The organism is Cumulibacter manganitolerans (assembly GCF_009602465.1).
GTDB classification, from domain to species: domain Bacteria; phylum Actinomycetota; class Actinomycetes; order Mycobacteriales; family Antricoccaceae; genus Cumulibacter; species Cumulibacter manganitolerans.
Genome location: NZ_WBKP01000016.1, coordinates 55,441 through 74,774 on the forward strand (window position 1 = coordinate 55,441; position 19,334 = coordinate 74,774).

The window sequence follows — 19,334 nt, forward strand, 5'->3', positions numbered from 1 at the left end:
GCGGGGTGGAACCCACCGCCAGAGCGGCGGTACGGCTAGGACGCCGCGACGATCTGGGTGGACGGCGCGCCGTCGCCACCGGCGCGGTACATCTCGAGCTCGTCGTCGAAGGTCTGCCCGCTCAGCTGGTCCAGACCGTGCCGGAAGTCCTCGATGGTGCGCGCGGTCTCGCGCAGGTGCCGCAGCTGGTTCTCCGAGACCACGATGTCGCCGTTCACGCCGATCTGGGAGCGGAACAGCCCGCGTCCGGGCAGGTAGGCGATGCGCTCGCCGTCCGTGCCGGCGGTCGGCTCCTCGGTGACCTCGAAGACGAGCATCGGCCAGGCCTTGAGCGCCGCCGCGATGTTGTTCGCCGACCCTGAGGGACCGTGCCAGACGATCTCGGCGCGCAGCTCGCCGGGAGCCGCCGGCTGCGGCGTCCAGCGCATCTTGACCGGGCATTTGAGGGTAGCGGAAATAGCCCACTCGGCATGCGGCGTCAGGGCCGGCGGAGCCGAATGGACGAACACAACGCCACGCGTCTGCATCGCACTTCCCTTTCAGGTCGATCGGACGTCTTCCCCAACGCCGTGACCAAAGTGGTGCGAGTTGCGCGTGTTCCTGTTGTGCTCTCATTGTGGCGCACCGGCGCCGTTTGCGCCAGGGCCTGTGGTTCGATGGCTTGCAGCCAGTTCCATCCAGGCCTAAGGAGCCCCATGCGCTTTCGTCGCCGCCCGGCCGAGGAGCCCGAGGAGCAGGACGTCCTCGAGGAGACCGTCGAGGAGCAGGAGCCGGCCGACGAGGACCTTCCCGAGGACGCCGCGGACCAGGACGCCGTCGAGGCGGACGCCGACCAGGCCGCGCCGGAGGAAACCGAGGAGGAGTACGAGGATCCCGAGCCGACCGGACGGTTCGGGTGGCTCAAGCCGCGCAAGCGCAAGATCGACTACGGCCCGGACTTCTCCGTCAGGGTCGCCACGCTGCCCGACCTCGAGCGCTTCCCCGAGGACGGCCACGTGCCTCCGGAGATCGTCCGCTCCTGGATGGCGCTGCAGCAGTTCGGCGAGGCCATGCTGCTGGTCTCGTGGCTCGACCGGGCCCCCGCGGGCTACGTCCTGGTGTCCTGGACCGGCGACTGGGACGACGAGGTCCGCGCCGCGTATCCCGACGTCCCGGCCCTGTGCAACCTGTGGACCGACGAGCGGTGCGCCGAGGACGACGTCGAGCGGCGCCTCGTCGAGGCGGCGATCACCGTGTGCCGCAAGCAGGGCAGGGCAGCGCTGCTCGCCACCGTCGCGGACACGGACGCCACGCTGCGCGGTCACCTGGAGGATCTCGGCTTCGAGGAGACCGGCATGGCCACGGCGGAGAAGTACGTCTACCGTGATTCCACCGGCAGGAAGCGCCGGGGCAGCCATCAGAACACCGTGCTGCGCAAGGAGCTGTAGCGGCGCCCGCCGCGCCCCGAGTGATGAACGCGGCATTCGCGCGGCGGTTTAGCCCTCAACGATCGGGTACGATGGACGACGGCCATTTTATCCTTCGGAGGCACACCCATGGGTTCGATCAAGGTCGCCATCGTCGGCGTCGGTAACTGCGCGTCGTCGCTGGTCCAGGGGGTGCACTACTACCGCGAGGTCCCGGCCACCGAGACCGTCCCCGGCCTGATGCACGTCCAGTTCGGTGAGTACCACGTCGGCGACATCGAGTTCGTCGCGGCGTTCGACGTCGACGACCTCAAGGTCGGCAAGGACCTGTCCGAGGCGATCAACGCCTCGCAGAACAACACGATCAAGATCTGCGACGTCCCGACCACGGGCGTCGAGGTGAGCCGCGGGCACACCCTCGACGGCCTCGGCAGCTACTACCGCGACATGATCGACGAGTCGCCGGCGGCGCCGGTCGACGTCGTCTCGATCCTCAAGGACCGCCAGGTCGACGTGCTGATCTCCTACCTGCCGGTCGGCTCGGAGGAGGCGGACCGCTTCTACGCGCAGTGCGCCATCGACGCGAACGTCGCGTTCGTCAACGCGCTGCCGGTCTTCATCGCCAGCGATCCCGTCTGGGCCAAGAAGTTCGAGGACGCCGGCGTCCCGATCGTCGGTGACGACATCAAGTCGCAGGTCGGCGCGACCATCACCCACCGCGTCCTGACCAAGCTCTTCGAGGACCGCGGCGTGAAGGTCGAGCGCACGTACCAGCTCAACTTCGGCGGCAACATGGACTTCATGAACATGCTGGAGCGCCAGCGCCTGGAGTCGAAGAAGATCTCCAAGACGCAGGCGGTGACCAGCCAGATCGGCCGCGAGCTGCCCGCCCGCGACGTGCACGTCGGCCCGTCCGACCACGTCCCGTGGCTCGACGACCGCAAGTTCGCCTACGTCCGCATGGAAGGCCGCGGCTTCGGCGACGTCCCCACCTCGCTCGAGTACAAGCTCGAGGTCTGGGACTCCCCCAACTCAGCGGGCGTCATCATCGACGCGCTGCGCGCGGCCAAGATCGCCAAGGACCGCGGCATCGGCGGCCCGATCCTGTCCGCGTCGTCCTACTTCATGAAGTCGCCGCCGGAGCAGTACGACGACTCGACCGCGCGGGACGCCGTCGAGAAGTTCATCTCCGGCGAGAACGAGCGGTAGCCACCGCAGCAGACTTCGAGCAGCCCATCGCGCACCGGCGCGGTGGGCTGCTTCGCGTTCCGGGCGCTACCGGCCCGCGGCCACCCGGGCCGGGAAGCCGGCGCGGAGCTGGGCGAAGGACGCGTCCAGCCGCGCGATCAGGTCACCGCGCAGGCACGCGTCGACGTGCATCCGGAACGCGCTGCGCATCGCGGCCAGCGCGGCGTACGCCGTGACCACGACCGCGACGTCGCTCGAGCCCTCGCGCGCGACGGCCGCGTCGACGATCGCCCGTTCGAGGCGCGCCGTGGCCCCGGACATCGCATTGCCCAGCGACGGGGCGACCTCCGCGGCCATGCGGCGCAGCTTCCACGACTCGACGTCGTCGACGATCACCTGCAGCAGGTCCCGGATGACCACCTCGAGGACGCTGAGCAGGTCCTCCTCGGCCGGGCGCGCGGCGATCGCCGCGGCCAGCGATCCCGACGAGTCGCCGGTGAGACCGACGAACGCCTCGTCCTTGCTCTGGAAGTAGTTGAAGAAGGTGCGCGAGGAGACGCCCGCGCGGGCGGCGATGTCGTCGATCGTGACGCGTTCGGGGGTGTGCGCGATCGCCAGCTCGAGCGCGGCGCGGTGGATGGCGGTGCGCGTCTGCCGCTTCTTGCGCGCGCGCAGCGACCCTTCCTCGGTGTGGTCCATCAGACGTCGCTCTCGTTCGTTCAGGCACTGCATTTTTGCAGTCAATGCAATATTGTAGACGCAGCGCGCCGCGGCGCCGTGCCGAACCCGTCACAGGCCCGCGGCCCACCGAACCGGAATTCTCGGAGGCCACCCATGTCCGCTCGCCCGGCGTCGCCCGGCGCCCCCGCGCCGTACAAGATGTCGCCCGAGCACCGCCGGGTGTTCGGCGGCCTGATGCTGGGCATGTTCGTCGCCTCGGTGAGCCAGACGATCGTCGGCCCGGCGATGCCGCGGATCGTCGCGGAGCTGGGCGGCATGGAGCACTACAGCTGGGTGGCGACCGCGGCGATGCTGGTCTCGGCGGTCACCGTGCCGATCGTCGGGAAGCTGTCGGACCTCTACGGACGGCGCGGCTTCTACCTCGGCGGCATCGCGGTGTTCGTCATCGGCACGCTGGTGTGCGGGTTCGCGCAGAGCTTCTGGATGCTGATCGCGGGACGCGCCATCCAGGGCATGGGCATGGGCACCCTGATGCCGCTGTCCCAGACGATCATCGGCGACATCATCCCGGCCCGGCAGCGCGGCAAGTACCAGGGCCTGATGGGTGCGGTCTTCGGGGTCACCTCGGTCGCCGGTCCGCTGGCCGGCGGGGTCATCACCGACCACCTCGGCTGGCGCTACCTGTTCTTCACCGCGGTGCCGATCGGCCTGGTCGCCCTGTACATCCTGTGGCGCTTCCTGCACCTGGAGCACCAGCGTCGCGAGGCGAAGATCGACGTCGCGGGGATCGTGGCGCTGACCGTCGGGCTCACCACGCTGCTGGCGGCGCTCTCGCTCGGCGGGACGACGTACGCCTGGTCCTCGGCGCAGATCGTCGCGCTCGTCCTCGTCGGCGTCGTCGCCATCGTCGCCTTCGTGCTGATCGAGCGGCGCGCGGTCGAGCCGGTGCTGCCCCTGCGGCTGTTCCGCAGCGGCATCTTCACGTGGTCGGTCGTGGCGGCGTTCGCCGTCTCGGTCGCGATGTTCGGCGCGATCATGTACATCCCGGTGTTCGCCCAGGGCGTCCTCGGGGTCAACGCGACCAACTCGGGCCTGATCCTGATGCCGCTGATGGTCGGCTTCATCTCGCTGGGCATCGTCACCGGCATGCTGATCACCCGCACCGGACGCTACAAGCCGTTCATGGTCGTGGGCGTCGTCATCATGGGCGTCGGCTACTGGCTGCTCACCCGCCTCGGATACGGATCGTCGACCGGCGCGCTGACCGGCACCATGGTCGTGGTCGGCGTCGGTCTCGGCATGTGCATGCAGCAGTACACCCTCGTCGTGCAGAACAACGCCGACCGCGCAGACATGGGAGTGGCCACCGCGGCCACCCAGTTCTTCCGCAACGTGGGCTCGACCGTCGGCATCGCCATCTTCGGCACCGCGATGACCACCGGGCTCGGCGACGCGATCGTGAAGTACATCCCGGACGAGATCGCCGCGAAGCTGCCGCCCGGCGGCGGGATCGACGCGGGCGCCGTCCTCGACCCGGCGAAGCTGCAGGAGCTGCCGGCCGTCGTCGCCGAAGCGGTGCGGCAGGGCCTCGGCGACCGGCTGCACATCGTGTTCCTGCTGGGCCTGCCGACGCTCGCGATCGCCCTGGCGGCCACCCTGCTGATCAAGGTGACCCCGCTGCGGGACACCCTCGCGCCGAAGAACGCCGAGGACTCCGGGCACGAGCTGCTCGACGCGATGTCCTCCTCGGCCGCGGGGGTGGACGACGACCTGTCCGGCGACGCGGACCGCCGCGACGACGAGAACCGGCTCGCGCGCCGCGCCTGAGACGCCGCTCAGGCATCCTGCGGTGCGCGGCGCTAGTCTCGCCGGATGAGCACCCCCGCACCCCGCTGGTCGGCATGGCGGGTCGTCATCTGGTTCGGCATCGTGTCGCTGGCCGCCGACATGGTCTACGAGGGCGCCCGCTCGATGTACGGACCGCTGCTCGGCGCGCTCGGCGCCAGCGCGACCGTGGTGGGGCTGGTCACCGGCGCCGGCGAGGCGATGGCGCTGGTGCTGCGTCTGGTCTTCGGACCGCTGGCCGACCGGACGGGCGCGTACTGGTCGCTGACCATTCTCGGCTACGGGCTGACCGCGGTCTGCGTCCCGCTGCTGGCCGTCGCCCCCCGGCTGGGCGCGGCGGGGCTGGTCGTGGCCGCGGTCCTGATCCTCGCCGAGCGCGCCGGCAAGGCCGTGCGCAGCCCCAGCAAGTCCGCGCTCCTCGCCCACGCCGCCGGCGCGGTGGGCCGCGGCAAGGGCTTCGGGATCCACAAGGCGCTGGATCAAACCGGCGCGTTCGCCGGCCCGCTGCTGGTCGCAGCGGTGATCGCCGGCGCCGGCACCATCTGGCCGGGCCTGGCGGTGCTGGCCATACCCGGCGCGGTGGCGATGGTGGTGCTGCTCGTCGTCCGCCGGGCGGTGCCGGACCCCAGCGTGTACGACCCGGAGCCGGTCGCCGCGCCGCCGTCCGCCGCGGCCGCGGGCGGGCTACGCGGCTGGGTCGGCAGCGCGGTCGGCGCCGGCCTTCCTCGTGAGTTCTTCCGATTCGCCGTCGCCGCCAGCATCTGCACCGGCGGCCTCGTCACCTTCGGCATCATCGGCTACCACCTCACGCGGTCCGGGCTGCTCGGCGTCGCCGGCGTGCCGGTCGTCTACGCCGGCGCGATGCTGGTCGAGGCGTTCGCCGCGCTCGCCGTCGGCATGGTCTACGACCGGCTCGGCGGCGGCGTGCTCGTCATCGTCCCCGTGCTGGTGGCCGCGGTGCCGCTGCTCGCGCTGTCGCGCCTCGCCTGGCTGGCCCTGTGCGGCGTCGCGGCCTGGGCCCTGGCGACCGCGGTCCTGGACTCGACCGTCAAGGCGCTCGTGGCCGAGCTCGTCGACGCACCGCGCCGGGCCACGGCGTACGGCGTGTTCGCCGGCATCCAGGGCGCGTTCGCCGTGCTCGGCGGCCTGCTCGCCGGCTGGCTCTACGACCGGTCGATCACGGCGCTCGTCGTCACGGTGGCCGCCACGCAGCTCGTCGCGCTCACGCTGCTGCTGCGCACGGCCCGCATCGGCAGCCGGGAGAAGATCCCCGCGAGCCAATGAATAAGATCAAGGAATGGCCGACGATTCTGTAGAACATCTGAGCTTGCGCGGTGACGCGGCGGCGACCGAGCAGCAGTGGCAGGACGCCGTCGCGGCCGTGCTGCGCAAGAGCGGCCGGCTCGGCGCCGACGACGACGCGGCTCTCGCGCCCGGCAAGCTGACCAAGAGGACGACGGACGGCATCGCGATCGCGCCGCTGGCCGGCACCGACGTGGCGGCCGCGCTCGCCGGCACCCCGACCGGCTCCGACGCGGTCCGCGGCCGGCCGCAGCCGGCCCGCGAGGTCGGCGACGTGCCGACGTGGGATCTGCGCGCGTTCGTCGTCGACGCCAACGACTCGGTGACCGCCGAGCTCGAGGGCGGCGCGTCGTCGGTCTGGATCTGCACCCGCCCCGGCGCGGTCGCCGACCTGCGCAAGGCCCTCGAGGGCGTGCTGCTGGACGTCGCACCGATCGTGCTGGACTCCGCAGACCCGCTCGCCGACGGCGGCACGCTCGTCGAGCTCGCGACCACCGGCCTGCACCCCGCGACGAACCTCGGCGTCGACCCCGCGGGCGAGCGGCTGCTGACCGGCACCGCCGCGCCGGCCGACCTGGCCGCCGTCGCCGCCTTCGCCCGCGACAACGGCATTCGCGGCTTCGTCGTCGACGCGGCCATCGTGCACGACGCGGGCGCCGGTGAGGTGCTCGAGCTGGCGTACGCCGCCGCGGCGGGGCTGGACCTGCTGCGCGCGCTGGACGCCGCCGGCGTCCCCGCCGCCGAGGCGATGCCGCTCATCGAGTTCCGCTACAGCGCGACCGACCAGCAGTTCACCACCATCGCGAAGCTCCGCGCCGCGCGCGCGGTGTGGGCCCGGATCTGCCAGGTGCTCGGCGTGGCCGACGACGTCCAGCGGCAGCACGCGGTGACCTCGGGCCGGATGATGACCCAGTTCGACCCGTTCACCAACCTGCTGCGCACCACCATCGCGACGTTCGCCGCGGCCGTCGGCGGCGCCGACGCGATCACCGTGCAGCCGTACGACTCGGCCCTCGGCAGCAGTGACGAGTTCGGTCGCCGGATGGCCCGCAACATCTCCAACCTGCTGGTGCACGAGTCGCACGTCGGCCAGGTCACCGATCCCGCAGGCGGGGCCGGCAGCATGGAGAAGCTCACCGACGACCTCGCGCGCACCGCGTGGGCAAAGCTGAACGAGATCGAGCAGACCGGCTTCTCCTCGTACGTCGAGAGCGGGCTGGCCGGTGACCTCGAGGCGGCCATCGACCGGCGCACCCGGGCGATCGCGACCCGCAAGCAGCCGATCACCGGCGTCAGCGAGTTCCCGCAGTACGCCGAGCAGCCGCTGGATCGCCCCGCGGGGTACTCGCGGTACAACGCCGGCGGCCTCATCAAGCCGGTGCACGACGCCGACGGCTTCGAGAGGCTGCGGCGCAACCCCGCCGAGCGTCCGGTGTTCCTGTGGCCGGTGGGCTCGCTGGCCGCCTCCACCGCCCGGCAGACCTTCGCGGCCAACCTGCTCGCCGCCGGCGGCATCCCGACCGTCACCGGCACCGCCGGATCCGGCCCCGAGCAGCTGTCCGACGAGCTGGCCAAGGCTGGCACCTCCGTGGTGTGCCTGGTCGGCAACGACAAGGGCTACTCCGCCGAGGGCGCCGACCTCGTCGCCCGGCTGCGCGACGGCGGCGCAACGCGCGTCGTCGTGGCCGGCAAGCCCGTGGCCGAGCTCGACGGGGTCGTCGACGACCACATGGCCGTCGGCGAGGACGTCCTTGAATTCCTGAACCGCACCCGCTCGGCACTACAGGAGAACCGATGAGCATCCAGAGCTTCGCCGACACGCCGTACGACGCGGCCCCCGCACGTCACGGCGAGCTGCGCCCGGCCGAGGGCAGCGAATGGGAGTCCCCCGAGGGCATCGCCATCAAGAACGTGTATTCGGAGGAGGACCTCGCCGGTCTCGACGGCCTGGACACCTACCCGGGTCTGGCGCCGTTCATCCGCGGCCCCTACCCCACCATGTACAACTCCCAGCCGTGGACCATCCGGCAGTACGCCGGCTTCTCCACCGCCGAGGAGTCGAACGCCTTTTACCGCAGGAATCTGGCCGCCGGCCAGAAGGGCCTGTCGGTGGCGTTCGACCTGGCCACGCACCGCGGCTACGACTCCGACAACCCGCGCGTGCTCGGTGACGTCGGCATGGCCGGCGTCGCCATCGACTCGATCTACGACATGCGCCAGCTGTTCGACGGGATCCCGCTCGACCAGATGTCGGTGTCGATGACGATGAACGGCGCGGTGCTGCCGATCCTCGCGCTGTACGTCGTGGCCGCCGAGGAGCAGGATGTCGCCCCCGAGCAGCTCACGGGCACCATCCAGAACGACATCCTCAAAGAGTTCATGGTGCGTAACACCTACATCTACCCGCCGCAGCCGTCGATGCGCATCATCAGCGACATCTTCGCCTACACGGCGGCGAAGATGCCGCGCTTCAACTCGATCTCCATCTCCGGCTACCACATCCAGGAAGCCGGTGCGACCGCCGACCTCGAGCTCGCGTACACGCTGGCCGACGGGCTCGAGTACCTGCGCGCCGGTATCGACGCGGGCCTGGACATCGACAAGTTCGCGCCGCGGCTGTCGTTCTTCTGGGCGATCGGCATGAACTACTTCATGGAGGTCGCGAAGATGCGGGCGGCCCGCGCGCTGTGGTCGCGGATCGTCGCGCAGTTCGAGCCCAAGAACGCCAAGTCGCAGTCGCTGCGCACCCACTCGCAGACCTCCGGCTGGTCGCTGACCGCGCAGGACGCCTTCAACAACGTCGCGCGCACCTGCATCGAGGCGATGGCGGCGGCCGCCGGCCACACGCAGTCGCTGCACACCAACGCGCTCGACGAGGCGCTCGCGCTGCCCACCGACTTCTCCGCCCGCATCGCGCGCAACACCCAGCTGCTGCTGCAGCAGGAGGGCGGCGCCGGCGACATCATCGACCCGTGGGGCGGCTCGTACTACGTCGAGCGGTTGACCCAGGAGCTCGCGGAGAAGGCCTGGGCGCACATCCAGGAGGTCGAGCAGGCCGGGGGCATGGCGAAGGCCATCGACGCCGGCATCCCGAAGCTGCGCATCGAGGAGGCGGCCGCACGCACCCAGGCGCGGATCGACTCCGGCAAGCAGGTCGTGGTCGGCATCAACACGTTCGTGCCGTCGAAGGACCAGGACGTCGAGGTCCTGAAGATCGACAACGCGAGCGTGCGCGCCCAGCAGATCGCCAAGCTCGAGCGGCTGCGCGCGGAGCGGGACGACGCCGAGGTGCAGCGCGCGCTCGAGGCACTCACCAAGGGCGCGAGTACCCAGGCCAAGTCCACCGACATGGACTCCAACCTGCTCGCCCTGGCCATCGACGCCGCCCGCGCGAAGGCGACGGTCGGCGAGATCAGCGACGCGCTGGAGAAGGTGTTCGGCCGGCACACCGCCGTCATCCGTACCATCTCCGGTGTGTACCGACAGGAATCCGCCGGCGCGAAGAACGTCGAGGCCGTGCTCGCGGCGACCGACAAGTTCGCCGACGAGGAAGGGCGCCGCCCGCGCATCCTCGTGGCCAAGATGGGCCAGGACGGCCACGACCGCGGCCAGAAGGTCATCGTGTCGGCCTTCGCCGACATGGGCTTCGACGTCGACGTCGGCCCCTTGTTCTCCACCCCCGAGGAGGTCGCCCGGCAGGCGATCGATGCCGACGTGCACATCGTCGGGGTGTCCTCCTTGGCCGCCGGTCACCTGACGCTGGTGCCGGCCCTTCGCGACGAGCTCGCGAAGCAGGGGCGGGAGGACATCATGATCGTGGTCGGCGGCGTGATCCCGCCCGCCGACGTACCCGAGCTGCTGCGGATGGGCGCGACGGCGGTCTACCCGCCCGGCACGGTCATCGCCGACAGCGCGCTGGACCTCGTCGCCGACCTGGCCCGCCGGCTGGGCCACGAAGCGGCCTGATGGCGCACTGGCGCACGGATCCCGAAGCGGTCGCCCAGGCAGTAGCCCTGGGCGACCGTTCGGCTATCGCGCAGGCCATCACCGCGATCGAGTCGTCCAATCCCCGGCATCGCCCGCTCGCCCGGCGCCTGCTGCAGGAGCTGCCGACGCCGGAGACGATGACCGTGCGCGTCGGCATCTCCGGCGTGCCGGGCGTCGGGAAGTCCACGTTCATCGAGAGCTTCGGCCGGATGCTCACCGGCATGGGGCACCGGGTCGGCGTCCTGGCGGTCGATCCGTCGAGCGTGCGGACCCATGGGTCGGTGCTCGGCGACAAGACGCGGATGCCCGAGCTGTCCGTGAATCCCGATGCGTTCGTGCGCCCGTCGCCGTCCTCGGGCACTCTCGGCGGCGTCGCCAAGTCGACCTCGCAGGCGATGCGGATCCTCGAGGCGGCCGGCTACGACGTCATCCTGGTCGAGACGGTCGGCGTCGGGCAGTCCGAGACGACCGTCGCCACCATGGTCGACACCTTCCTGTTCCTGGGGCTCGCCCGCACCGGCGACCAGCTGCAGGGCATCAAGAAGGGCGTCCTGGAGATCGCCGACATCGTCGCGATCAACAAGGCCGACGGCGAGCACGAGAAGGCCGCGCGGGCGGCCGCCCGCGAGCTGCAGGCCGCGTTGCGCATGGTGTACACCGGCCACGCGGGGTGGGTTCCGCCGGTGCTGACCTGCTCCGGCCTGACCGGGCTGCGCATCGACGACGTGTGGCAGACGATCGGCAAGCATCGCGACTATCTCGGCGAAGCCGGGCTGCTGGCCAAGCGCCGCGAGCAGGAGTGGGAGCTCACCTGGAAGCTGGTCCGCGCCGAGCTCGAGGACCGCCTGGCCCGCGACGGCGGCGTTCGCGCCATCCGCGACGACCTGCGCCGGCAGGTGTTCGGCGGCGACCTCGCCGCCGCCCAGGCCGCCGACGAGATCCTGCGCGTCTTCGACGCCCAGCCGCACGGACCCTCCGCCTGAGCCTCCGACCGCCGGGCGATGGCTCACATCGAGTCGACCCGCGCGGCACCCGCCGTCCCGCTAGGGTGGGCGCATGGCTTCAAAGACGACGGGAGACCTGTTCGAGGGCTACCGACGCGGTGGGCGCGATCAGGGCCAGGCGTGGGACGAGATGTTCGACGTCCACGGCAAGCCGCGGCCGGAGTACCGCGAGATCCTGGTCGCCCTCGACCAGATGACGCAGACCGAGTTCCGCGAGCGCACCGAGGCCCTGGCGAGCTCGTACCTCGCCCAGGGCATCACGTTCGACTTCGCCGGCGAGGAAGCCCCGATGCCGCTGGACGCGGTGCCGCGGATCATCTCGCCCACCGAGTGGGGCTACCTCGAGTCGGGCGTCGCCCAGCGGGTGCGGGTGCTGGAGATGTTCCTGGAGGACATCTACGGGCCCGGCCGGTGCATCAAGGACGGCGTCATCCCCGCGAAGCTGGTGAGCACCTCCGCCCACTATCACCGGCAGGCCGCCGGGATCGAGTCTCCCAACGGCGTCCGGGTCATGGTCGCCGGGATCGACGTGATCCGCGACGAGAAGGGCCTGTGGCGCGTCCTCGAGGACAACGTCCGGGTGCCGTCCGGCGTCTCCTACGTGATGTCCAACCGGCGGGTCATGGGCCAGACGCTGCCCGAGCTGTTCTTCAAGATGACGGTGCGCGCCGTCGGCGACTACCCGCACCGCCTGCTGGCGGCGCTGCGCGCCAGCGCGCCGAGCGGCGTCGACGAGCCGACCGTCGTCGTGCTCACCCCCGGCGTCTACAACTCCGCCTACTACGAGCACACCCTCCTGGCCCGCCTGATGGGCGTCGAGCTCGTCGAGGGCCGTGACCTGTTCTGCACCGGCGGCCGGGTGTTCATGCACACCACGGCCGGTCCGCAGCGGGTCGACGTGATCTACCGGCGGGTCGACGACGAGTTCCTCGACCCGCTGCAGTTCCGGCCGGACTCGGTGCTCGGCGCTCCCGGCCTCGTGGAGGCCGCCCGCCGCGGCAACGTCACGCTGGCCAACGCCATCGGCAATGGCGTCGCCGACGACAAGCTGGTCTACACGTACATGCCCGATCTGATGCAGTACTACCTCGGTGAGAAGCCGATCCTCCCGAACGTCGACACGTGGCGGCTCGAGGAGCCCGGCGCCCTCGAGGAGGTCCTGGACCGGTTGCACGAGCTCGCCGTCAAGCCCGTCGACGGCTCGGGCGGAAAGGGCCTGGTCATCGGACCGCACGCGAGCAAGGAGGAGCTCGACACGCTGCGCAAGACGCTGCTGCGCGATCCGCGCGGATGGATCGCCCAACCGGTCGTGCAGCTGTCGACGATCCCCACCCTCGTCGACGAGGGGATCCGCCCGCGGCACGCGGACCTGCGCCCATTCGCGGTGAACGACGGCAACGACGTGTGGGTGCTCCCGGGCGGGCTGACCCGCGTCGCGCTCCCCGAGGGGAAGCTGGTCGTCAACTCCAGCCAGGGCGGCGGCACGAAGGACACCTGGGTGCTCGGCAGGCACGCCGACGCCGACGAGTACGACGAGGCCCGCGAGCCGGCCATCGAGGTGGCCGAGACCGCCGAGGAGGAGCGTCCCGCGGTCGAGCGGCCAGAGGACGTCAAGCCCATCGTGGTGCACCCTGCCGAGTCCTCCCGGTTCGACCTGGAGGAGCAGGAGCAGCAGCAACAGCAGGCACGCGCGGAAGGGGGCCGCCGGTGCTGAGCCGCATCGCAGAGTCACTGTTCTGGATCGGTCGGTACATCGAGCGTGCCGAGTCGACCGCGCGGATCCTGGACATCCACCTGCAGCTGCTGCTGGAGCCCAGCGAGGTCTCCGAGGACGAGGCCTGCCGCTCGCTCATGGTGGTGCTCGGCAGCCCGGTCGAGGAGGACCTGCTGCTGACCGGGCAGCACGTGATCGACAAGCTCACGGTCGATCCGGCCCGCCCCGGCTCGATCGCGCACTCGCTGTTCGCGGCCCGCGAGAACGCCCGGCGCGCCCGCGAGATCATCCCCAGCGACGTGTGGGAGTGCATGAACACCACCCAGATGCGCATGCCCCGCCGGCTCGCCACCGAGCAGTCGCACCGCCACTTCGGCTGGGTGCGCGACCGCACCGCGATGACGATCGGCATGATCGAGGGCGCCACCAGCCGCGACGAGACCTGGCAGTTCTTCACGCTCGGGCGGGCCCTGGAGCGGACCGACATGACGGCGCGCATGGTGGCCACCCGGATGCTCCCGACGCGACCCTCGTGGACCACGATCCTGTGGTCGTGCGGGGCGTACGAGGCGTACCTGCGCACCTACCGCGGCGCGCCGAAGGCCTCCTCCGCCGCCGAGTTCCTGATCCTCGATCGGCTGTTCCCGCGCTCGACGCTGTACTCGTTGCGGCTCGCCGAGGACTGCCTGCGCGAGATCGACCCCACCGTCGTGCGCGCCGGCGTGAACGACCCCGCCGCCCGGCTCGTCGGCCAGCTGCGCAACCAGCTGGAGTACCTGGAGACCGACCAGCTCGCGGAGAACCTGCACGGCTACGTCGACGAGATCCAGACCGCCGCCGCGACCATCTCCGAGGCCATCCAGCGGCGCTACTTCCAGAGCTACGCACCCGAATGGACGGGAGACGGCGCATGAGGCGCTACCGCATCCGGCACGTCACGGGCTTCCACTACCCCACCAAGGTCGGCGCGTCGTACAACGAGGCGCGCATGCTGCCGATGGACACCGCCAAGCAGCAGCTGCTGCACTCGCGGCTCGACATCACGCCGCTGACGTCCCGCGACTCGTTCATCGACTACTGGGGCACCCGCGTGACGTCCTTCGAGATCCTCGACGCGCACAGCGATCTCACGCTGCGCGCGGAGTCGCTGGTCGAGATCCAGCCGCGCGAGCACGTGCCGGGCGACCTGTCGTGGGACGACCTCGACGGCATCGGCGACCGCAGCCTGCAGCTGTCCGACCAGCTCTTCGCCACGGACTACACCACTCCGACCGAGCAGATCCTGGAGATGGCCGCCGAGGTCCGCGGGCGCGCTGCCTCCCCGGCGGCGGCCGCCCGCGAGATCTCCGACGCGGTCGGCGACGCGATCGAGTACGTGCGCGGCGCGACCCACGTCGCGTCGACCGCTGCCGAGGTGTGGGAGAAGAAGAAGGGCGTCTGCCAGGACATCGCGCACGTCACGGTGTCCGCGCTGCGCTCGATCGGCATCCCCGCTCGCTACGTGTCCGGCTACGTGCAGCCGAACGCTGACCCCGAGGTGGGCGACGAGCTGACCGGCGAGTCGCACGCGTGGATCGAGTGGTACGCCGGGGACTGGACCGGCTACGACCCCACGAACGCCCTCGAGATCAACGACTCGCACGTCATCGTGGGGCGCGGGCGCGACTATCACGACGTCGCTCCGCTGCGGGGCATCTACGCGGGCGGCGGCAACGCGGATCTCTTCGTCGAGGTCACCATGATCCGGGATCTGTAGTCCTGCAAGGCTTCCGTGGTTGACACCCGCTAACCTACAGCCATAAGTTTAGAGGGATCTTCTCTCGATACGTGGTTGTGGGGTTGGCGCCGTGGGCAGTCGGTTCAAGCAGCATCGGATCAGCGGCGGCATCGGCGGCGACGACCGGTTCTGGGAGGCGCTGGAGGACGGCGAGCTCCGGCTGTGCCGGTGCGGCTCCTGCGGAGCGTGGCAGTGGCCCGCGCATTTCCGCTGCGGACGCTGCGGCTCCTGGGAGCACGACTGGCCCCTCGTCGAGCCGGTCGGCACCGTCTACTCGTGGACCCGCACCCACATGGCATTCCCCCGCACCACCGCCCGCGCCGAGTCGGTCCCGTACGTCGTCCTCCTCGTCGAGGTCGACGGCACCGACGGCGCGCGGCTGCACGGCGTGCTGGAGGGTCCCGCGGACGCCCTGGCGATCGGCGCGCGGGTGCGCGGCACGATCCACCCACCCGCCGACGAGAGCCTCGGGTACCCCTCGCTGCGGTGGGCGCTGGAGACCGCGGAGGTGAGCCGGTGACCGGGCTGCGCGGCGCGGCCGCCGTCGTGGGCGTCGGCCTGACCCCGCACCACCGCCGGTCCACCGGGGGCCCGGCGCTGCGGCTGTGCCTGGAGGCGATCGTCGCGGCGGCCGAGGATGCCGGCATCCATCCCGGCGACATCGACGGCTTCGTCAGCTACGGAGCCGAGCGGAGCGAAGGACAGAAGATGATGCCCGCCCTGGGCACGAAGGAGCTGCGCTTCGCGGGGCTGGCCTGGAGCCACGGCGGCGGCATCCCCGGCGCGCTCAACGTCGCGGCGAGCGCGATCGCCACCGGCCAGGCGGAGGTCGTCGTCGTCTACCGCTCGCTGTCGGAGTACGACGGCCGTCGGCTCCAGCTCGACGTCGCGCAGGACGACACCGCCGCCCAGTTCCTGGTCAACGGGCTCGACGCGCCGGTCCAGCTATGCGCCCTGGGCACGATGCGGCTGCTGGAGGGCGAGGGCGTGCCCGCCAGCACGCTGCGCGCGATGGCGCAGGCGTCGTACCACCATGCCCAGCGCAACCCCGCCGCGGTCGGCAACGGGACGGTGCTCAGCGACGCAGAGTACGCGCGCTCGCGCTGGATCAGCGAGCCGTACCGGCTGTTCGACTGCTCCCGTGAGAACGACGGCGCGGCCGCGGTCGTCCTGGTCTCCGCGGAGCGGGCACGCGACTATCCGGACGCCGCCTATCTGCTCTCCGCCCCGCTCGGCGCGGCGGCCGGCTGGGGACCGCTTGAGGGCAACCAGAACCCGCTGTGGTCCGCGGGCTTCGGCGCGGTCGCCGCGCGGCTGTGGGCGGAGTCCGGCTACCGGCCCGAGGACGTCGACGTGGCCCAGATCTACGAGAACACGACCGGCATGGGCGTCTCTGCGCTCATCGACCACGGGTTCTGCTCGCTCGAGGACGCCGCGGAGCTCATCACCTTCGACAACCTCATCGCCCCGCACGGCCGGCTGCCGATCAACACCGCCGGGGGAAACCTGGCCGAGGGCTTCATCCATGGCATGGGGCTGGTCGTGGAGACGGTGCGCCAGCTGCGCGGCACCTCGGTGAACCAGGTCCCCGACGCGCGGCTCTCGCTGATGACGGGCGGCCCCGGCGACGCGGTGGTCTCCTCCGCCCTGCTCGGCACCCGCGACACTCTCTGAGCCGACCTACGCGGGATGCCCCGACCCGGTCCGCCTGCGTCGTCTCGACGTCGCTCGTTCCTCGCTCGCTCGACGACCGTTCATACCCCACGGTCGTCGAGCGAGCCGGAGCCGAAAGGCGAAGGCGACGTCGAGACGTAGCACCCCACGATCGGGCTAGGCGTAGATGTCGCGCACCTTGCGACGAGCGATCTTCCCGCTGGCCATCCGCGGCAGTGGCTCGCTCACGATCCGGTAGCTCGTCGGGCGCTTGTACCGCGCGAGCCGCTCCTCCACGACAGCGCGGATCTGGTCCTCGCCGAGGGAGCCGTCCCCGTGCACGATGGCCGTCGGGGTCTCGCCGAACTTCGGGTGCGCGGTGGCGATCACGCACACCTCCTGGACGCCGTCCACCGCCGAGATGACGTTCTCGATCTCGGCCGGCGCGATGTTGTAGCCGCCGGAGATGATGAGGTCCTTGAGCCGATCGACGATGCGCACCGAACCGGTCGCGTCGAGCACGCCCACGTCACCGGTGTGGAACCAGCCGTCGCGGAACGCCTCGCGGGTCGCCTCCTCGTTGTGCCAGTATCCCGGCACCAGCATCGGGCTGCGGACGATGATCTCCCCCGGCTCCTCCGGCTCGCAGTCGGTTCCGTCGGGCCGGATCACGCGGTGCTCGGAGAGCGCGGAGCCGCGGCCGCAGTAGTCGGGATGCTCGAACGCGTCCTCGGCGGAGTTCACCGTGTAGGTGCCGGTCACCTCGGTCATGCCGTACGCCTGCCGCAGCGCGACCCCCTTCTGCAGCCACGCCGACAGCACCTGCGGCGCGCAGCGCGCCCCGGCGATGGTGCTGAACTGCAGGGACGAGAGGTCCGCGGTCTCGAACGCCGGCTGCGCCATCATCATCTCGAACAGCATCGGGACGCCGACCATCATCTCGATCTTCTCGTCGACGAGCCGCGCGAGCGCCTTCGCCGGATCGAAGCCCTTCTCGTAGTACAGCGTCGCGCCGCGATTGAGCGCGTGCAGCACGTGCCAGGGAAGACCGGGGGCGCCGGACATGCCCAGCACGTACATCCACCGCGTGCCCTGCTTGAGCACCGGGTTGACCAGCGCATTCTCGTAGACCACCCGCAGCAGCCCGTCGTGCGTGTAGATGGCCGCCTTGGGCAGCGCGCTCGTCCCGCTGGTGAAGATCAGGATCGCCGCCTTGACCGAATCGAGCGGCGGCGTCCGGAAGGGCCGGTGCTCCTGGCCGCGCAGTGCGGCGAACGACTCCAGTGGATGCACGGCCAGGCCCTTGGCCGCGGCCATCTGCTGCGCGACGTCGGTGCGGGCCGCGTCGGCGAGCACCACCGAGGTGCCGGCGACGTCGGCCAAGTGGCCCAGTTCGTCGGCGACGAACCGCTCGTTCATCGGCACGACGATGGCGCCGAGCTTCAGCGCACCGATCGCGGCAGCGACCCACTCCAGGCTGTTGCCGCCGACCACACCGACGCGATCGCCCTGCTGCACGCCGAGGCGGGCGAGCTCGTGGGCGGCGTTGTCGGTCCATTCGTGGATCTCGCGGAAGGTGACGACGTCGGTACCGTTGTACACGATGGCGGGCTGCTGGGGCGCGTATCGCGCCCATCCCGAGATGGCATCGGTGACGAGTTGTCCCATGAGAGCTCCGGGTCGGTCGTGGCGGCAGGAGATGCCTCGCCGCCTGATCGGCAGTAATCTATAACCGTTAGGCGAGCGTGGTCAACCGTCGGTCGGCCGGCGGACCAGCGGGGCCGGGAGGCGGTTGGCCGATAGAATGGCGAAACCCGCCGAGCCACCCCGATGACTGGAGCTGCGCATGCCGCGACCGACCACCCCGCTGATCAGCCGAGCGAGCGCGGTCGAGGCGACGCTGCGGCTGATCGACGACGAGGGGCTCGAGTCGTTCAGCCTGCCGCGGCTGGCGAAGGAGCTGGGCGTGCGCGCACCCTCGCTCTACCACCACTTCGCGGACAAGGCCGAGCTGCTGACCGAGGTCTCCCGGCGGATAGTCGCCGAGACTCCGATCCCCGACTTCGACCCCGACGAGTCGCTGATCGAATGGCTGGTCGTGCTGTCCTGCAACCAGCGGCGCACCATGCTGCGGCACCGCAACGCAGCGCTCCTGGTCCTGCGCTACCTTCCCCGCGACACCCTCGTGCGGCTCTTCGAGCGCTCGGCCACCTACCTGGAGGAGGCCGGCGTACCGCTGGAGCGCCAGGTGCTGATCCTCGACGGCCTCGAGAAGCTCACGATCGGGTCGACCGCCGCCGAGGCGCTGCGCCCGCCGACCCCGCGATCGCGGCTGTTCCCGAACGTGACGGCGAAGCGCTACCCGCAGCTGCGTGCGGCGATGGACGCCAACCCGCTCGGGCAGGCCGAGCTGTTCGAGCAGACGGTGCGCACCTTCCTCGCGGCCGCGATCGCGCCGTCCGAGCGGTCAGCGGCCGCCGACCGGTAGCCCGTAGACGACATCCGACTGGTCCTGCTCGTAGCCGAGCACGCGGCAGGCGGCGACGAGCGCGTCGTCGGCCGGATCGATGTGCATCTCGGCGATCGCCGCTCCGGCCTGCCTCAGGTGCCGCAGCCCGTCGGCCAGCAGCGCCCGGCGCACCGCCGGGCGGTCGACGCCGGCCGCGACCACCGGCGGCTCCATGGCGGCGACCGGGTGCCGACATCGGCGGAGGGCAGGGCGGCGCGTTCAGCTATCCCGGCGACATGTGGCACTACGCCCGCAACCGGATGATCGT

General features: G+C 71.0%; 17 protein-coding genes. 13 read left to right on the forward strand and 4 right to left on the reverse strand.

Annotated elements, in window-relative coordinates; genetic code table 11:
- Positions 1 to 35: 35 nt before the first annotated feature.
- Entirely contained in the window at positions 36 to 527 is a 492-nt protein-coding gene (locus F8A92_RS08225) for a DUF3145 domain-containing protein (protein WP_153504682.1), read from the reverse strand.
- A gap of 168 nt (positions 528 to 695) precedes the next feature.
- Between F8A92_RS08225 and F8A92_RS08230 the strand changes: the two genes are divergently transcribed.
- Both F8A92_RS08230 and F8A92_RS08235 read left to right on the forward strand, forming a co-directional pair.
- Positions 696 to 1,427, forward strand: a complete 732-nt coding sequence (locus F8A92_RS08230) for a hypothetical protein (RefSeq protein ID WP_153504683.1) — start codon at positions 696 to 698, stop codon at positions 1,425 to 1,427.
- 108 nt (positions 1,428 to 1,535) lie between these two features.
- Positions 1,536 to 2,615, forward strand: coding sequence for an inositol-3-phosphate synthase (locus F8A92_RS08235; RefSeq protein WP_153504684.1), 1,080 nt, complete (start codon positions 1,536 to 1,538; stop codon positions 2,613 to 2,615).
- A 66-nt stretch (positions 2,616 to 2,681) separates the two neighbouring features.
- On the opposite strand, the gene F8A92_RS08240 is transcribed toward F8A92_RS08235, so the two are convergent.
- A complete protein-coding gene (locus tag F8A92_RS08240; RefSeq protein ID WP_194291414.1) occupies positions 2,682 to 3,293 on the reverse strand; it encodes a TetR/AcrR family transcriptional regulator in 612 nt (203 codons plus the stop codon).
- Between the two features lie 135 nt (positions 3,294 to 3,428).
- Here F8A92_RS08240 and F8A92_RS08245 point away from each other — a divergent pair, with 135 nt between their 5' ends.
- From F8A92_RS08245 to F8A92_RS08290, 10 genes are all read left to right on the forward strand, one after another.
- On the forward strand, positions 3,429 to 5,102 hold the full coding sequence (locus F8A92_RS08245) for an MDR family MFS transporter (protein ID WP_153504686.1): 1,674 nt from the start codon (positions 3,429 to 3,431) through the stop codon (positions 5,100 to 5,102).
- A 45-nt stretch (positions 5,103 to 5,147) separates the two neighbouring features.
- Positions 5,148 to 6,404, forward strand: coding sequence for an MFS transporter (locus tag F8A92_RS08250; protein WP_153504687.1), 1,257 nt, complete (start codon positions 5,148 to 5,150; stop codon positions 6,402 to 6,404).
- Positions 6,405 to 6,417: 13 nt separating this feature from the next.
- The gene (locus tag F8A92_RS08255) at positions 6,418 to 8,220 is read left to right on the forward strand and encodes a methylmalonyl-CoA mutase family protein (protein ID WP_153504688.1); all 1,803 of its coding nucleotides are present in this window, start codon (positions 6,418 to 6,420) and stop codon (positions 8,218 to 8,220) included.
- On the forward strand, positions 8,217 to 10,388 hold the full coding sequence (gene scpA, locus F8A92_RS08260; protein WP_153504689.1) for a methylmalonyl-CoA mutase: 2,172 nt from the start codon (positions 8,217 to 8,219) through the stop codon (positions 10,386 to 10,388). The genes F8A92_RS08255 and scpA overlap by 4 nt, the downstream gene beginning before the upstream one ends.
- Positions 10,388 to 11,392, forward strand: a complete 1,005-nt coding sequence (gene meaB / locus F8A92_RS08265) for a methylmalonyl Co-A mutase-associated GTPase MeaB (RefSeq protein ID WP_153504690.1) — start codon at positions 10,388 to 10,390, stop codon at positions 11,390 to 11,392. The genes scpA and meaB overlap by 1 nt, the downstream gene beginning before the upstream one ends.
- 73 nt (positions 11,393 to 11,465) lie before the next feature.
- Positions 11,466 to 13,127, forward strand: coding sequence for a circularly permuted type 2 ATP-grasp protein (locus F8A92_RS08270; protein ID WP_153504691.1), 1,662 nt, complete (start codon positions 11,466 to 11,468; stop codon positions 13,125 to 13,127).
- Positions 13,121 to 14,041 carry an alpha-E domain-containing protein gene (locus F8A92_RS08275; protein WP_153504692.1) on the forward strand — a complete coding sequence of 307 codons (921 nt, stop codon included), beginning with the start codon at positions 13,121 to 13,123 and terminating at the stop codon, positions 14,039 to 14,041. The genes F8A92_RS08270 and F8A92_RS08275 overlap by 7 nt, the downstream gene beginning before the upstream one ends.
- Complete coding sequence (locus F8A92_RS08280) at positions 14,038 to 14,883, forward strand: transglutaminase family protein (protein WP_153504693.1); 846 nt, start codon at positions 14,038 to 14,040, stop codon at positions 14,881 to 14,883. Before F8A92_RS08275 ends, F8A92_RS08280 begins: the two co-directional genes overlap by 4 nt.
- A 91-nt stretch (positions 14,884 to 14,974) precedes the next feature.
- Positions 14,975 to 15,424, forward strand: coding sequence for a Zn-ribbon domain-containing OB-fold protein (locus F8A92_RS08285; protein ID WP_153504694.1), 450 nt, complete (start codon positions 14,975 to 14,977; stop codon positions 15,422 to 15,424).
- On the forward strand, positions 15,421 to 16,578 hold the full coding sequence (locus F8A92_RS08290; protein ID WP_153504695.1) for a thiolase C-terminal domain-containing protein: 1,158 nt from the start codon (positions 15,421 to 15,423) through the stop codon (positions 16,576 to 16,578). The genes F8A92_RS08285 and F8A92_RS08290 overlap by 4 nt, the downstream gene beginning before the upstream one ends.
- 156 nt (positions 16,579 to 16,734) lie before the next feature.
- Here F8A92_RS08290 and F8A92_RS08295 read toward each other — a convergent pair whose 3' ends face one another.
- Positions 16,735 to 18,225: a class I adenylate-forming enzyme family protein gene (locus F8A92_RS08295; protein WP_153504696.1), complete on the reverse strand. Its 1,491-nt coding sequence runs from the start codon at positions 18,223 to 18,225 to the stop codon at positions 16,735 to 16,737.
- Between the two features lie 178 nt (positions 18,226 to 18,403).
- Between F8A92_RS08295 and F8A92_RS08300 the strand changes: the two genes are divergently transcribed.
- Entirely contained in the window at positions 18,404 to 19,045 is a 642-nt protein-coding gene (locus F8A92_RS08300; protein ID WP_153504697.1) for a TetR family transcriptional regulator, read from the forward strand.
- Here the strand turns inward: F8A92_RS08300 and F8A92_RS08305 are convergent.
- Positions 19,025 to 19,240, reverse strand: a complete 216-nt coding sequence (locus F8A92_RS08305; RefSeq protein WP_153504698.1) for a hypothetical protein — start codon at positions 19,238 to 19,240, stop codon at positions 19,025 to 19,027. The two genes, F8A92_RS08300 and F8A92_RS08305, sit on opposite strands and share 21 nt — an antisense overlap.
- Positions 19,241 to 19,334 lie beyond the last annotated feature (94 nt).